This window comes from Isoptericola sp. MSGPD8_1_ISO-PGPR-S23-394 (assembly GCF_058072785.1).
Genome location: NZ_CM176517.1, coordinates 177,058 through 191,464, shown reverse-complemented (window position 1 = coordinate 191,464; position 14,407 = coordinate 177,058). Strand labels below are relative to the sequence as shown.

Below are 14,407 nucleotides of genomic sequence, written 5' to 3'. Positions count from 1 at the left end.
AGCCTGGACCGGTGACCAACCCGCTCCCCCCGTTCGCCTCCGACAACTACGCCGGCACGCACCCCGAGGTCCTCGCCGCGATCACCACGGCGAACGACGGGTTCGCGGTCGCCTACGGCGACGACCCGTGGACCGCTCGCCTCGATGCCCGCGTGCGCGAGGTGTTCGGCGCCGGCGCCCTCGCGTTCCCGCTGGTCAACGGCACCGGCGCGAACGTCGTCTCGCTCATGGCGCTGTCCGAGCGGTGGGGCGGCGTGGTGACCTCCGACGTCGCGCACGTCAACACCGACGAGAACGGCGCGCCGGAGCGGGTCGGCGGGCTCAAGGTGCTGCCGTGCCCGTCCACCGACGGCCGGATCGAGCCGTTCCACGTGGAACGGTGGGCCGGGCAGCGGCACGACGTGCACCGGGCGCACCCGGGCGTGCTGTCGCTCACCCAGTCGACCGAGCTCGGCACCGTCTACTCCGTGGCGGCTCTGCGGAGGCTGGTGGAGACCGCGCACGGGCTGGGCATGGCGGTGCACGTCGACGGGTCGCGTCTGGCCAACGCCGCCGCCGCGCTCGGCTGCTCCCTGCGCGCGCTCACCACCGACCTCGGCGTGGACGTCGTCTCGCTCGGCGCCGCGAAGATCGGCGGCATGATCGGCGAGGCCGTCGTGGTGCTCGGGCCGTCCGACGCGCCGGTGGTGCCCGGGTCGGGGTACGACGGCGGTGCCTTGCGCGAGCACGCGGCGTCAGCGGTCCCGTACCTGCGCAAGGCGACGATGCAGCTCGCCTCCAAGACCCGGTTCGTCTCCGCGCAGCTCCTCGCGCTGCTCGGGGAGCCCGGCACGCCCGTGGGTGCGGGAGCGGTCGCGGAGCCGGTGACCCCGGAGGTGACGGCGACGACCGCCGTCGAACCGCTGTGGTGGCGCAACGCCACCCATGCGAACGCGATGGCCACCCGTCTGCGGGACGGTCTGCACACGGCGAGCGTGCTCGACCCCGCGGCGCCCGCGCCCGCGGCGGGTGCCGACGTCGGCGGCGTGCGCATCACGCGCCCCGTCGAGGCGAACGCGGTGTTCGCGACGCTCCCCCGCGCGGCGGCCGACCGCGTGCGGGAGCAGGCCCGGTTCTACGACTGGGCGCCCGGCGAGACGCCCGACCGCGTCGAGGTGCGCTGGATGTGCTCGTGGGACACGCCGGTCGAGGCGGTGGACGCCTTCGTCGCCGCCGTCGCCGCCGCCCTCCGGTGAGCAGGGGCGGCCGTGGATTCGGCCGCGTCGCGGGGCCCGCGTTACCGTCGTGCTGACAGGCCGCGACGGGGCGGCCCGCCCGAGCACGACCCAGGAGACGCCATGACCGAGCACACCGACGGGTTCACCGCCACCGCGTCGACCCACGTCGCCGAGCCGCCGGAACGTGTCTGGGCGGAGCTCATGCACCCGGGTGCGCAGTGGATGCTGGGCGCCAACATCGAGACGGACTTCCGTCCCGGCAGCCCGGTGACCTTCGAGGGACACTTCTTCGGCCGCCAGTTCGCGGACAGGGGCGAGATCATCGCCGTCGACCGTCCGCACCTGCTGCACTTCACCCACTTCTCGCCGCTCGGCGAGCTCCCCGACCTGCCCGAGAACCACCACGACATCCGGATCACCCTGGACGCCGACGACGGCGGCACGCTGGTCACGGTGGTGCAGGGCAACATCGACACGGCCGAGCACGCCCACCGCTCCGAGCAGCACTGGCGCGAGGCGCTTTCCACGCTCGCGCACCGGGACTCCGCACCGACCTCCGGTCCGTGAGGCGCGCCCGGGCGACGGTCGTCGTCGCGCTGACCTGCGCGACACTGGCGGCCTGCAGCGGCCCGGGCCCGTCGTCGCCGACCCCGGAGCCTGCCCCGGAACGATCCACGGGTGGGCCACCGCCGTCGGGCACCACGGGCGCCACACAGCCCGGCAGCCCGTCGCCGAGCCCTTCCACCACCGCGTCCGACGGCGGCACGCCGGCACCGCGGGACACGGTCGCCGGGTGGAGCCTCGAGCGCAAGGTGGGTCAGCTCCTCGTGGTGGGGACCCCGGCGGACTCCGCGACCGTCAGCGACGCGACCCGCACGGCGATCGAGGATCACCAGGTGGGCAACGTGTTCCTGCACGGTCGCAGCGAGGCGGGCGTCGACGCGACCCGGTCGCTGGTGACCTCGATGACGGACCTGGCCCCCGACGACGCACCTGCGATGCTCGTCGCGACCGACCAGGAGGGCGGGAGCGTGCAGGTGCTGCGCGGCCCCGGCTTCTCGGAGCTGCCGGCGGCGACGGAGCAGGCCGGGTGGGAGCCCGCGGCGCTGGAGGAGGCTGCGACCGGCTGGGCCGCCGAGCTCGCGGACGCGGGGGTGAACCTCAACCTGGCGCCCGTGATGGACCTCGTGCCCGCCGACAACCAGCAGGCGAACGCCCCGATCGGGTACTTCTCGCGCAACTACGGCAACACGGCGGGGTCCGTGGTGCGCTCCGCGACGGCGTTCTCCGCGGGCATGCAGGCCTCCGGGGTGGAGCCGGTGATCAAGCACTTCCCGGGGCTCGGGCACGTCACCCAGAACACGGACACCACGAAGCACGTCTCGGACGACACGGTGACCGCGGACTCCGCGTCGGTCGAGGTGTTCGCCGAGGGCATCGACTCCGGGGTGCGGTTCGTCATGCTCTCGAACGCCGTGTACACCCGGATCGACCCGGAGAACCCGGCGACGTTCTCTCCGGCGGTGGTCGACCTGCTGCGCGACGACCTGGAGTTCGACGGGGTCGTGGTGACCGACGACGTCTCCGCGGCCGCCGCGGTGGCGGGCCTCGCTCCCGCCGAGCGTGCCGTCGAGGCCGTGGCCGCCGGGGCGGACCTGGTGCTGGCGTCCGCCGACCCGACCGTCGTCCCGGCGATGGCGGAGGCCCTGGTCGCGCGTGCCGAGCAGGACCCCGCCTTCGCGAGCCAGGTCGACGACGCCGTCGCCCGGGTGCTGGCGTCCAAGGCCGAGCTGCCCTAGCTCATCAGGTACACCCAGCGTCCGGCGCCCGGCCGACCGGTGGTCGCCGGCGCCCGGCCACCCGGTGGCCTCCTAGCTGTGCCCGCCCGCGGCGAGGAACACCAGCCCTGCGGCGACCGCCCCGACCACGGTGCCGAAGCACAGCAGGGCGCCGACCATCCGCCACGGCGAGGGCCGGGCGATGACGACCGGTCCCCTGCCGTCCCGCCCGGCGCCCGAGCCGCGACGCGGCGACTCGGCGGTGCCGGCGACGAGCCGCAGGCCCAGGGCGAACAGCGCGGGGATGCCCGCACCGACGATGACGCCGGCCACGACGACCTGGCCGAGCGAGCTCCACTCGATGAGTCCGTTCATGGCTGCTCTCCGTCGGTGCCGGTGGTGTTGGTGCGCGTCGCCGAGATCGCCGGGGCCACGGAGGCGGCCAGGCGCTCCTCGACGACGGGGCCGACCTGCGGGTCGCCGACCTCGCCGGTGGTGGCCACGGTCGTCCGCAGCCGGGCGCCCTTGGCCTCGTCCCACTCCTCGTTGACGTTGCTGTGGTCGACGGGCTGGCGGCGAGACGCGACCCAGATGGTCACGGAGGTGCCCACGAGCAGCGCGAAGACGAGGAACGTGCCGAAGAACCCACCGATGACGTGCTGGATCCAGAAGCAGACCGCACCGACGAGACCGGCGGCGGGGAGCGTGAGGCCCCAGGCGGCGAGCATCCGGCCCGCGACGCCCCACCGCACCGTGGCGCCGGGCATGCCGACGCCGGAGCCGAGGATCGACCCCGTGGCGACGTGCGTCGTCGACAGCGAGAAGCCGAAGTGGCTGGACAGCAGGATGACCGCGGCGGAGGAGGTCTCGGCGGCCATGCCCTGGCGGCTGTCGATCTCGACCAGCCCCTTGCCGAGCGTGCGGATGATGCGCCAGCCGCCCAGGTAGGTGCCGAGCGCCATGAAGAACGCGCAGGACAGGATCACCCAGAACGGCACGCTGGAGTCTGCGGGGACCGCGCCGGCGGTGATGAGGGCCAGCAGGATGATGCCCATCGACTTCTGGGCGTCGTTGGTGCCGTGCGCCAGGGAGACCAGGGAGGCCGACCCGACCTGCCCCCACCGGAAGCCGCGGCTGGTGACCTCCTGCGCCACGCCGCGGGTCAGCCGCGCCACCAGGAAGGTGCCGAGCCCGGCGACCCCGATCGCGATGACGGGGGCCAGCAGGGCGGGCAGCAGCACCTTGGACAGCACGCCGGACCAGATGACGCCGGACGTGCCCGCGGCGGCCAGGACGGAGCCGATCACCCCGCCGACGAGCGCGTGGGACGAGCTGGACGGTAGTCCGAGGAGCCAGGTGAGCAGGTTCCAGACGATGCCGCCCACGAGACCGGCGAACACCACCTCGAGGCTGATGGCGCCGGCGTCGACGAGGCCCTTGGCGATGGTCGCTGCGACGGCCAGGGACAGGAAGGCCCCCGCCATGTTGAGCACGGCGGACAGCAGCACGGCGGTCTTGGGGCGCAGGGCACGGGTCGCGATGGACGTCGCCATGGCATTGCCGGTGTCGTGGAAACCGTTCGTGAAGTCGAAGGCCAGCGCGGTCACGACGACGAGCACGAGGAGGAGTGTCTCGGTCACGGGACCATGGTGGCGCCCGGCCCGGGGCGATTTCGGACGTCGAGTGTCTTCCGGGTGAACTGTTCGACCAGAGTTCACCTGATGTTCACTCAGGGTTCGAGTGTCGGCCGCCGCGGGTCGAACGCGAGCGTCAGCTCCCCGGGCGGAGCAGCGGCGGGTTGAGGACGGCGGGGAGGGCCGCGGGATCGCCCTGCTCTGCCGCGGGCCGCACCACCGGGCGGACCGCGCGGTACAGGGCCGCCGGGCGACCGGCACCGCCGGACGTCGAGCGCCCGGTCGCCTCGAGCAGCCCGGGGGTGCCGAGCGCCTTGCGCGAGAAGTTGCGCGGGTCGAGCCCGACGCCCCAGACCGCCTCGTAGACGCGGCGCAGCTCGGCGACGGTGAACTCCGGGCCGCAGAAGGCGGTCGCGAGCGGGGAGTACTCCAGCTTGGCCCGCGCCCGCTCGACGCCGTCGGCGAGGATCCGGGCGTGGTCGAAGGCGAGCGGCGGCCCGCCGTCGAGCAGGTCCGCGACGGGGTGCCAGGCGACGGCGCCGGCGTCGGACCCGGCCCGCACGACACCGAAGTGCGGGGCCAGCAGCAGGTGGGCGACGGACAGCACGGGACCGCGGGGGTCGCGGTCGAGGGGTCCGTAGCTGCGCAGCTGCTCGAGGTGCCCGGGGGGCGCGACGCCGGTCTCCTCGGCCAGCTCCCGGGTCGCAGCGCCGACGAGCCCCTCACCGGGCAGCACGAAGCCGCCGGGGAGTGCCGGCTCGCCCCGGAAGGGCTCGACCGCACGCTCCACGAGGAGCACCTGCAGCGTGTCGTCGCGGACGGTCAGCGCGACGACGTCGACGGTCACGGGCAGCAGCGCGGCGGTCGGCGGTACCGGGATCTCGGCGGTCACGAGCCCACCATAGCGGCATCGCGTCAGGTTGACGATAACCCGGTCACCGGTTATCGTCACTGCGACAGCCATTAATTGTCATGCCGACACAAACACCCGGAGGAACCCATGGCCACCATCCGCACCTACCCCTGGGTCCGGCACTTCCTCGGCAGCCCGACCGGTCACGTCGTCCACCTGCGCCGCGGCCGGGTCGCGCACGAGGGCGTCGGCCAGGCCTTCTGGTTCCGCCCGAGGACGTCGGTTCTCAGCGAGGTCCCGGTCGACGACCAGGAGCTGCCCGTCTTCTTCCACGCCACCACCGCCGACCACCAGGACGTCACGGTCCAGGCGAACGTCACCTACCGCTTCACGGACCCGGTCACCGCCTCGCAGCGGCTCGACTTCGCCGTCGACCCGCACGACGGCGCCACCAGCACCGCGGGCCGGGACCAGGTCACGACCATCGTCGGGCAGCTCGCGCAGAGCCGCGCCGCCGACGTCCTGGCCACGATGAGCCTGGACGAGTCGATGACGGCGGGCGTGCCGCGCGTGCGTACCCTGCTCACCGACGCGCTGCCCGCCCACCCCCGCCTCACCGCGACCGGGCTGGCCGTCATCGGGGTGCAGGTGCTGGCGGTCCGCCCCGAGAAGGACGTCGAGCGCGCCCTGCAGACCCCCGCCCGCGAGCACGTCCAGGCGGAGGCCGACCGCGCCACCTACGAACGGCGTGCCCTCGCCGTCGAGCGGGAACGCGCCATCGCCGAGAACGAGCTCGCGAGCAAGATCGAGCTCGCCACCCGCCGCGAGCGCCTCGTCGCCCAGGAGGGCGCCAACGCCCGCCGCGAGGCCGAGGAGCAGGCCGCGGCCGCCCTCGTCGAGACGCGGTCCGACGCCGAGCGCTCACGCCTGACGAGCGAGGCCCAGGCCGAGTCGGTGCGCACCGTCGGCGAGGCCGAGGCCGCCGCCGAGCGCGCACGGATGGAGGTCTACCGCGAGGCCGGGCAGGGCACCCTGGTGGCCCTCGCCCTGCGGGACGCCGCCCGTTCGCTGCCCGACGTGGAGCACCTCACCGTCACGCCCGACCTGCTGACAGGGGCCCTCGGCTCGCTCGTCGCCGCGACCCGACCCACCGCGGAGGCGTGATGCTGCGCCGACGTGCCGTCGTCGTGCACCGGCGCACCGAGCTCGACGACCTGCTGGACCGGCACGGCACCCGAGGCCAGGCCGAGTTCTTCCTGCGCAGCCGGGGACGGGACCTGGCCGAGGTGCAGGCGCGGCACGACGCGCTCGCCGCCGCCCGGGACGCCGTCGTCGGCGCGCTGCCGCCCGAGTGGGCCCGCGCCGACGTCGAGCGGGCGGACCTGCCGCGGTTCCTCGTCGCCCCGGAGGACGTCGTCGTGGTCGTGGGCCAGGACGGGCTGGTGGCCAACGTCGCCAAGTACCTGCGCGGGCAGCCCGTGCTCGGGGTCGACCCCGAGCCGGGGGTCAACGCGGGCGTGCTCGTGCGGCACACGGTGGCTGCGGCGACGGCGCTGCTGCGCGGCCTCGCGGGCGACGCGACGGGCGGGCGGACGGACGGCGCGGCGAGCGCCTCGGCGTCCGACCCCGCCGCTCGGCTGGCCGTGGACGCCCTGACCACCGTGCGCGCCGAGCTCGACGACGGCCAGCACCTGACCGCGCTCAACGAGGTGTTCGTCGGCCACCCGACCCATCAGAGCGCCCGGTACACGCTGCGGTGCGCGGCAGGGTCGGAGCGCCAGTCGTCGTCCGGCCTGCTCGTCGCGACGGGCACGGGTGCCACCGGCTGGTGGGCGTCGCTCGCGCACGACCGTGGCGGACGACGCGCTCCCGGCCGGTCGGACGGACACCTCGGCTGGTTCGTCCGCGAGGCCTGGCCCTCCCCGACCACCGGCGTGCGGTGCACCGGGGGGGGCGTGGAGCCCGGCGACGACGTCGCCCTCACCGTCGCGTCCGACCGTCTCGTCGTGTTCGGCGACGGCATGGAGGACGACCGCCTCGTCGCCGGCTGGGGGCAGACGGTGACCGTGCGCACCGGGGACGAACCGTTGCGGCTCGTGCGTCCCTGACGCCGCGAGCGCCTCAGGACCCGTCGGCGAGCCCGAGCACGTCCAGCGTCCAGGCGTGCTCGAAAGCGATCTCCTCCCAGCGGGCGTAGCGCCCCGAGACGCCGCCGTGCCCGGCGGACATCTCGATCTTGAGCAGCGCCGGCGCCCCGGCGGCCCGCAGCCGGGCCACCCACTTGGCCGGCTCGACGTACAGCACGCGCGTGTCGTGCAACGACGTGACCGCAAGGATGCGCGGGTAGTGCGAGGCGTCGTCGGGCACGTTCTCGTACGGCGAGTACGAGCGCATGTACGCGTACACCTCCGGGTCGGCGAGCGGGTTGCCCCACTCGTCCCACTCCACGACCGTCAGCGGCAGCGACGGGTCGAGGATCGAGGTCAGCGCGTCGACGAACGGCACCCCGGCCAGCACACCCGCGAACATCTCCGGTGCCAGGTTCGCGACGGCGCCCATGAGGAGTCCGCCGGCGCTGCCGCCGTCGGCCACCATGCGCTCCGGCGTCGTCCAGCCCGTGCCGACCAGGTGCCGGGCGCACGCCACGAAGTCCGTGAACGTGTTGCGCTTGTGCTCCAGGCGCCCCTGCTCGTACCAGGTACGGCCCATCTCGCCGCCACCCCGTACGTGCGCGACGGCGAACACGACCCCGCGGTCCAGCAGGGACAGGCGCGGCACGCTGAAGTAGGGGTCCATGCTGATCTCGTAGGCGCCGTAGCCGTACAGCAGCAGCGGCGCCGGGTCCGCGCCGGTGCCCGCCGCGTCCAGCGTCACGGCATCCCGCTTCCACACCAGCGAGATCGGCACGCGGGTGCCGTCCTCGGCGGTCGCCCACTCGCGGCTCTGGGCGTAGTCGGCAGGGTCGTAGCCGCCGAGCACCTCCTGGCGCTTGCGCACGATCCGCTCGCCGGTGGCCAGGTCGATGTCGTAGACGGTGGCGGGCGTGACGAACGAGGTGCCGTGCACGCGCAGCGCCGGGGTCGCGAACTCGGGGTTGGCGGCCAGCGCCGCGGAGTGCAGCGGCTCGTCGAACTCGAGCTCGCGGGCGGTCCACGGAACGCCCGGCACGAGCCCGTCGAGCGCGACGACGGCGACGCGCGGGGTGGCGTCGCGGCGCACGCCGAGCACCACGTGCGTGGCGAACGCGTCGACCGACTCCAGCCGCACGTCCGGGTCGTGGGGGACGACGACGGCGGCGTCGGCGGGGTCCGCCGGTCCGGCGCCGGCGGCAGGCACGTCCGCCACGACCAGCTCGAAGTTCTGCGCGCCGTCGTCGTGCAGGATCAGCAGCGCCTGCCCGCGCCCGGGGAGCACGGCCGGCTCGACCGTGTACTCGACGCCCTCACGGCGCTCCCACACCACGCGGAACTCGCCCGCGGCGTCGTCGGACTCCAGGAGCCAGGACTCGCTGGTGTTCTTGGAGCCCAGCTCGATCTGCACGAAGCGGCCGTCGCGGGAGAGGCCCGCCCCGACCCAGAACCGCTCGTCGGGCTCCTCGAACACCAGGACGTCGTCGGCGGCGGGGGTGCCGACGACGTGCCGCCAGACCCGGTACGGCCGCCACGCCTCGTCGACCGTGGTGTAGAACACGTGGCGCCCGTCCGGGGTGATCACCGCACCCGGGAACGTCTCCTCGATCACGTCGGACAGGTCCTCGCCCGCGGTCAGGTCGCGCACGCGCACGGTGTACCGCTCGTCGCCCGTGGTGTCCACGGCGTAGACGAGGCGGCTGCCGTCGCCGGAGAGCGCGAAGGACCCGAGCGAGAAGAAGTCGTGCCCCGCCGCGGCCGCGTTCTGGTCCAGCAGGAGCTGTTCGCCGGCCGGCACCTCGCCGGGCGCGAGCGACGGCGGCGCCCAGTCGTCCGGACCGGCGACCGGCACCCGGGCGTTCAACGGGTACTGCTGCCCCTCGACGGTGCGCACGTAGTACCAGTACGCGCCCTGGCGGACGGGCACGGACAGGTCGGTCTCGAGGGTGCGGCCCTTGATCTCGGCGAAGACCCGCTCGCGCAGCGGCGCCAGGTGGGCGAGCTGACCCCGGGTCCACGCGTTCTCGGCCTCGAGGTGCGCGACCACCTCGCGGTCCTCCTTGGCGCGCAGCCACTCGTAGTCGTCGACGAACGTGTGGCCGTGATGGGTCCGCTCGACCGGGCGGCGGGCCGCGGCCGGGGCGGAGCCCGGGACGGCGGTCGGGGCGGAGCCCGGGACGGCGGCCGGGGCCGGCCGCGGCTCCGCGGTCGTCGGGGTGGCGGGGGCGGCGGTCTCGTCCGCCGCGGCGGACAGGGCGCGGGTGACGTCGTCAGGCACCCGCCCAGCGTACGGCGCGAGGCCAACAGCAACGGTGTACCTCCGGCGTCGGGTACGGAGCGCTCACGGGTCACGGCTCTGCAACAGTTTGCGATCCGTGCACGCCGAGATCCGCACGTCTGGCCCGATATCGCCCGCTCCTGGAACGCAGCTGTGATCCAGGAGTGTCGTCCAGGTCACACCACGCCGCTACACTTCCCGCACGTTCGCACCGCGTGTCGGTCAATGGGGGCTTCAGCATGCCTACATGACCGTGCGGTGCGTCGCCGTCCCGGGGGTGACCCCGGACCTGACCATGACCCGACGGAGGACCCGTCCGATGACAGCGGACCGACCCACCATCACGAGCCGATGGAGCCGCCTCCTGGCGGCGCTGGCGCTCGTGCTCCTACCGGCGATGCTCGTCGCACCACCAGCGACGGCGAGCACCGACGACAGCCCCTGCGAGCCCGACGACGGAACAGCCTGCATCGCGGTGCTCGTGCTGAACGCGGACAACGACCGCCTCGGCGACGTGGCCGTGACCGTGGCCGGTGGCGGCTTCACCGCCGAGCTGACCACCCCGGCCGACGGCCCCGCGACCGTCGCCGCACCGGAGGTCGGCACGTACACGGTGACCATCGACCCGGCCACGCTGCCCGCCGACCAGCAGCTGCCAGAGGGGGCGGAGACCGAGCTCACCGTCACCGCGCAGACGGGAGCCACGGCCCGGGCGGCGTTCCGCGTCGGACCCGGCGTCGAGGCACCGGCCACCCCGAGCGACGACGGCGGCGCCGACGGCGCCGAGGGGGAACCGGCCGTCCCGGACGACGGCGAAGGGGTCGGGGCGGCGCCGGAGGGCGACGCCTCCGAGCGGGCGCTCACCTTCGCCCAGGTGTGGCAGCAGATCGGCTCGGGGCTCCGCTTCGGTCTTCTCCTGGCGCTCGCGTCCATCGGGCTGAACCTCGTGTTCGGCACCACCGGGTTGTCCAACTTCGCGCACGGCGAGCAGTTCGCGCTCGGCGCTGCGGTCGGGTTCATCACCATCAACCAGATGGGCATGTCGATCTGGGTCGGCGGCCTGCTGACGCTGGCGATCTGCGCCTTCACGGGCTTCGCGCAGGACTCCGCCATCTGGCGTCCGCTGCGCAAGCGCAACGTGCCGGTGATGCAGCTGATGATCGTGTCGATCGGTCTCTCGATCACCCTGCAGTACGTCATCCAGCTGATGATCGGCGGCGGGTCCGAGCGCATCCTGTCCCGGAACCCGCAACCCCTCAACATCGCGGGCATCACGCTCAGCACCGCGTCGTGGCTCTCCATGGTCGTCGCCCTCGTGTGCGTCCTGGGCATCGCGTGGTTCCTCACCCGCACCCGCATCGGGCGGGCCACCCGCGCCGTGTCGGACAACCCCGCCCTGGCCTCGGCCACCGGCATCGACCCCGACAAGATCATCCGCATCGTGTGGGTCATGGCCACCGGCTTCGCTGCCCTGGCCGGCCTCATGTGGGGCGTCTCCTTCGGCTCGTTCAACTGGCAGCTCGGTGTCCAGCTCCTGCTGCTCATGTTCGCCGCGGTGACGCTCGGCGGGCTCGGCACGGCTCTCGGTGCGTTCGTCGGGTCGTTGCTCATCGGACAGGTCGTCGAGCTGTCCAACCTCTTCATCCCCAGCGACCTGCGGTACGCCTCGGCGCTGGTGATCCTCATCCTCGTCCTGCTGTTCAGGCCGCAGGGGATTCTCGGCCGCCGCGAGCGGATCGGCTGAAGGGAAACCCATCATGGAAGAACTCCTCCGCATCCTCACGCAGTCGCTGGGCGAGCTCCTCGCCCCGACGACAGCCGCCTACGCGATGGCCGCCATCGGCCTCAACCTGCACTTCGGGTACACCGGACTGCTCAACATGGGCCAGGCAGGCTTCATGCTGCTCGGCGCCTACGGGTTCGGCATCACGCTCACGTCGGGCGGGTCGTTCTGGCTCGCCCTGCTGGTCGCCATCGCCGCCGGGGTGCTGTTCGCGCTCATCCTCGGCATGCCAACACTGCAGCTACGCGGCGACTATCTGGCGATCGTCACCATCTCCGCCGCGGAGATCGTCCGCTGGTTCGGCCGCTCCACCCTCTGGCAGGAGTGGACCGGTGGCGCTTCCGGCCTCCAGGGCCGCTACTACAAGGAACCGTTCCAGGAGCTGTCGTTCCTGCCGGACGGGCGGTGGGCGCTCGGACCCCTCGAGTACATCAACACCGGCTCCGACTCCTGGTGGACGCGCATCGTCGCCTGGGGGCTCGTGGCCCTCGTGCTCGTGTTCGTGTGGCTCATCACCCGCAGCCCGTGGGGCCGCGTCCTCAAGGGCATCCGCGAGGACGAGGACGCCGTGCGCGCCCTCGGCAAGAACGTCTACTCCTACAAGCTGCAGGCGCTGGTCATCGGTGGCGCCATCGGGGCGCTCGGTGGCGTGATCTTCGCGCTGCCCGCGGCGATCGTGCCCGACTCCATGGGTCGCACCATGACGTTCTTCGTCTGGACGATCCTGCTGCTCGGTGGCGCCGCCACCGTGTTCGGTCCCGTCCTGGGATCGATGATCTTCTTCGCGGCTTACATGTTCATGCGCACCGGCATGCGGGCGCTGGCCGAGAACACCGGCGTGGGCGAGGTCATCACGACCACCAACGTCGAGCAGATCGGCGGCATGCTCGTCGGTGTGACCCTGATGCTGCTGGTCATCTTCAGACCACAGGGCATCCTCGGGAACAAGAAGGAGCTGGCGTTCAATGTCCGTTGACGAGACCGCGACCGGCGCAGCCGACGTGCTGCGCTCCGTCGAGCACGTCCCCGGCGCGGCCAAGCCGAACCCCTTGCTGGTGGCCGACCACGTCACCCGCCGGTTCGGCGGCATGACGGCCGTCGACGTCGACCACCTCGAGGTGCAGGAGGGCGTCATCACCGCCCTCATCGGGCCCAACGGTGCCGGCAAGACCACGCTGTTCAACCTGCTCACCGGGTTCGACCGCCCCAACACGGGCGAGTGGAGCTTCCAGGGGAGGTCGCTGAGCGGCAAGAGCGGTGCCGCCGTGGCGAAGGCCGGCATGGTCCGCACGTTCCAGCTCACCAAGGCGCTGTCGCGCCTCACGGTGCTGCAGAACATGCTCCTGGCCTCGCCGTCGAACCCCGGGGAGAAGCTCGCGCTCTCCTGGCTGCCCTTCCTGTGGAAGAAGCACGAGGCCGAGACCACCGAGAAGGCGATGGAGATCCTCGCCCGGTTCAAGCTCGACGCCAAGGCCGCGGACTACGCCGGTTCGCTCTCCGGCGGTCAGCGCAAGCTGCTGGAGATGGCCCGGGCGCTGATGACGGACCCCACGATCATCATGCTCGACGAGCCGATGGCCGGCGTGAACCCTGCCCTGGTGCAGTCCTTGCTGGGGCACGTCCAGGCGCTGCGCGACGAGGGCATGACCGTGCTGTTCGTGGAGCACGACATGCATGCCGTGCGCCACATCTCGGACTGGGTCGTCGTCATGGCCGAGGGACGGATCGTGGCGGAAGGGCCACCCGGCAGCGTCATGAAGGACCAGGCGGTGGTGGACGCCTACCTCGGTGCCCACCACGACACGGACCTCGGGGACGACTCCCTGCTGGATCCGGAGATCCTGGCCCGGCTCGAGGCAGAGGAGGAGAAGCGATGAGCACCACCGCCACGGCCCCCGGGGAGAGGATGTCCGCCGCAGGGGTTCCCCAGAAGGACCTGCTGCTGCACGCGGACAACCTGATCGCCGGGTACATCCCCGGGGTCAACATCCTCAACGGCTGCTCGCTCGAGGTCGCCAAGGGCGAGCTGGTCGGCATCATCGGCCCCAACGGGGCGGGCAAGTCGACGCTGCTCAAGGCCCTCTTCGGCCTGGTGAAGATCCACTCCGGCACCGTCACGCTGGAGGGCCGGGACATCACCGGGATGAAGGCGAACCAGCTCGTCGCGAACGGCGTCGGGTTCGTGCCCCAGAACAACAACGTGTTCCCCTCGCTGACCGTCGAGGAGAACATGCGGATGGGGACCTACCTGCGGCCGAAGATCTTCGACGAGCGCTGGTCGTTCATCGGAGACCTGTTCCCCGTGCTGCACGACCGCCGGACGCAGCGCGCAGGCGCGATGTCCGGTGGTGAGCGGCAGATGGTTGCCATGGCCCGAGCGCTCATGATGAACCCGTCGGTGCTGCTGCTGGACGAGCCGTCCGCCGGATTGTCCCCCGTGCGCCAGGACGAGACGTTCCTGCGCACGCGCATGATCAACAAGGCCGGCGTGTCCGTGATCATGGTCGAGCAGAACGCCCGCCGCTGCCTGCAGATCTGCGACCGCGGCTACGTCCTCGACCAGGGCACGGACGCGTACACCGGCACCGGGCGGGAGCTCCAGGCCGATCCCAAGGTCATCTCGCTGTACCTCGGCACCCTCGCCGAGGACGTCGACGACGCCGCGGTCGCCGCTGACGCCGCGGAGGCGGCCGAGGCGGAGACGGCCGCGACAGCGGCCACGGCGGAGGCGACCG

12 protein-coding genes and 1 pseudogene are annotated in these 14,407 nt (G+C 72.8%); 9 read left to right on the top strand and 4 right to left on the bottom strand.

The genetic code is table 11. The annotated features are described in order from the left end of the window. Positions 1-11: 11 nt before the first annotated feature. The 3 genes from AC3RJ8_RS00905 (at position 12) to AC3RJ8_RS00895 (ending at position 3,016) form a co-directional block, all read left to right on the top strand. The gene (locus AC3RJ8_RS00905) at positions 12-1,235 is read left to right on the top strand and encodes a threonine aldolase family protein (RefSeq protein WP_489714098.1); all 1,224 of its coding nucleotides are present in this window, start codon (positions 12-14) and stop codon (positions 1,233-1,235) included. Positions 1,236-1,337: 102 nt separating this feature from the next. Then, positions 1,338-1,784: an SRPBCC family protein gene (locus tag AC3RJ8_RS00900; protein WP_489714097.1), complete on the top strand. Its 447-nt coding sequence runs from the start codon at positions 1,338-1,340 to the stop codon at positions 1,782-1,784. Further along, positions 1,781-3,016: a glycoside hydrolase family 3 N-terminal domain-containing protein gene (locus AC3RJ8_RS00895; protein ID WP_489714096.1), complete on the top strand. Its 1,236-nt coding sequence runs from the start codon at positions 1,781-1,783 to the stop codon at positions 3,014-3,016. Before AC3RJ8_RS00900 ends, AC3RJ8_RS00895 begins: the two co-directional genes overlap by 4 nt. A 72-nt stretch (positions 3,017-3,088) precedes the next feature. Here the strand turns inward: AC3RJ8_RS00895 and AC3RJ8_RS00890 are convergent, their stop codons facing one another. From AC3RJ8_RS00890 to AC3RJ8_RS00880, 3 genes are all read right to left on the bottom strand, one after another. Further along, positions 3,089-3,370 carry a hypothetical protein gene (locus AC3RJ8_RS00890; RefSeq protein ID WP_489714095.1) on the bottom strand — a complete coding sequence of 94 codons (282 nt, stop codon included), beginning with the start codon at positions 3,368-3,370 and terminating at the stop codon, positions 3,089-3,091. Next, positions 3,367-4,635 carry an inorganic phosphate transporter gene (locus AC3RJ8_RS00885; RefSeq protein WP_489714094.1) on the bottom strand — a complete coding sequence of 423 codons (1,269 nt, stop codon included), beginning with the start codon at positions 4,633-4,635 and terminating at the stop codon, positions 3,367-3,369. The genes AC3RJ8_RS00890 and AC3RJ8_RS00885 overlap by 4 nt, the downstream gene beginning before the upstream one ends. A 130-nt stretch (positions 4,636-4,765) precedes the next feature. Beyond that, on the bottom strand, positions 4,766-5,521 hold the full coding sequence (locus AC3RJ8_RS00880; protein WP_489714093.1) for an NUDIX hydrolase: 756 nt from the start codon (positions 5,519-5,521) through the stop codon (positions 4,766-4,768). A 108-nt stretch (positions 5,522-5,629) separates the two neighbouring features. On the opposite strand from AC3RJ8_RS00880, the gene AC3RJ8_RS00875 reads away from it, so the two are divergent. Further along, the gene (locus AC3RJ8_RS00875; protein ID WP_489714092.1) at positions 5,630-6,646 is read left to right on the top strand and encodes an SPFH domain-containing protein; all 1,017 of its coding nucleotides are present in this window, start codon (positions 5,630-5,632) and stop codon (positions 6,644-6,646) included. Further along, the gene (locus tag AC3RJ8_RS00870) at positions 6,646-7,590 is read left to right on the top strand and encodes a hypothetical protein (RefSeq protein WP_489714091.1); all 945 of its coding nucleotides are present in this window, start codon (positions 6,646-6,648) and stop codon (positions 7,588-7,590) included. The genes AC3RJ8_RS00875 and AC3RJ8_RS00870 overlap by 1 nt, the downstream gene beginning before the upstream one ends. A 13-nt stretch (positions 7,591-7,603) precedes the next feature. On the opposite strand, the gene AC3RJ8_RS00865 is transcribed toward AC3RJ8_RS00870, so the two are convergent. Further along, entirely contained in the window at positions 7,604-9,889 is a 2,286-nt protein-coding gene (locus AC3RJ8_RS00865) for a S9 family peptidase (protein ID WP_489714090.1), read from the bottom strand. A gap of 319 nt (positions 9,890-10,208) precedes the next feature. Between AC3RJ8_RS00865 and AC3RJ8_RS00860 the strand changes: the two genes are divergently transcribed. The 4 genes and pseudogenes from AC3RJ8_RS00860 to AC3RJ8_RS00845 form a co-directional block, all read left to right on the top strand. Then, positions 10,209-11,633 (top strand): branched-chain amino acid ABC transporter permease, encoded by a 1,425-nt coding sequence (locus tag AC3RJ8_RS00860; RefSeq protein ID WP_489714089.1) that lies wholly within the window; start codon positions 10,209-10,211, stop codon positions 11,631-11,633. A gap of 13 nt (positions 11,634-11,646) precedes the next feature. Then, positions 11,647-12,648: a branched-chain amino acid ABC transporter permease gene (locus tag AC3RJ8_RS00855; protein WP_489714088.1), complete on the top strand. Its 1,002-nt coding sequence runs from the start codon at positions 11,647-11,649 to the stop codon at positions 12,646-12,648. Then, entirely contained in the window at positions 12,638-13,549 is a 912-nt protein-coding gene (locus AC3RJ8_RS00850; RefSeq protein WP_489714087.1) for an ABC transporter ATP-binding protein, read from the top strand. The genes AC3RJ8_RS00855 and AC3RJ8_RS00850 overlap by 11 nt, the downstream gene beginning before the upstream one ends. Beyond that, positions 13,546-14,328, top strand: a pseudogene (locus AC3RJ8_RS00845) (ABC transporter ATP-binding protein); the annotation flags it as partial. The gene AC3RJ8_RS00850 and the pseudogene AC3RJ8_RS00845, both read left to right, overlap by 4 nt. Between the last annotated feature and the right edge of the window lie 79 nt (positions 14,329-14,407).